At 48.3% G+C, this 497-nt stretch carries 1 protein-coding gene; it reads left to right on the top strand.

Going from position 1 to position 497, the window contains the following annotated elements; translation table 11 throughout:
- Positions 1-497, top strand: a 497-nt coding sequence (locus M3175_RS25820) for an asparagine synthase-related protein (RefSeq protein WP_251524544.1), incomplete at both ends; no start/stop codon positions are given.

The following is a 497-nucleotide window of genomic DNA, read 5'->3' as shown; positions in this document are numbered from 1 at the left end:
GTCCACCAAATCTGTGGCTGTGCCAATGCGTGGACGCCGGATAACATCATTGAAATGCGTGTGGCGCAATTAAAAGAACAAATTGGCGATGAGCAAGTGTTGTTGGGACTTTCGGGCGGCGTTGATAGCTCGGTGGTAGCCGCACTGCTTCACAAAGCGATTGGCGAGCAGCTAACTTGCGTGTTTGTTGATAATGGTTTGTTACGGCTCCATGAAGGCGACCAAGTGATGCAAATCTTTGCTGAAAACATGGGCGTTAAAGTCATTCGCGTGGATGCTGAAGAACGTTTTTTGACCGCATTAGCCGGTGTTAGCGATCCAGAAGCCAAACGTAAAATCATTGGCAAAACCTTTATCGATGTGTTTGCAGATACCGCACGTGAACTGTCGGCTGAGGGCAAAGGCATTCAATTCTTGGCACAAGGGACCATTTATCCCGATGTCATTGAATCGGCAAAAAGTCACCAAGGCAAAGCGCATGTGATCAAGTCGCACCA

The sequence above is a fragment of the Robertmurraya korlensis genome (genome assembly GCF_023715225.1).
In the GTDB taxonomy this organism is placed as follows: domain Bacteria; phylum Bacillota; class Bacilli; order Bacillales; family Cytobacillaceae; genus Robertmurraya_A.
Note: the sequence above shows the minus strand (reverse complement) of the source record. Positions and strands in the feature narration are given on the sequence as shown.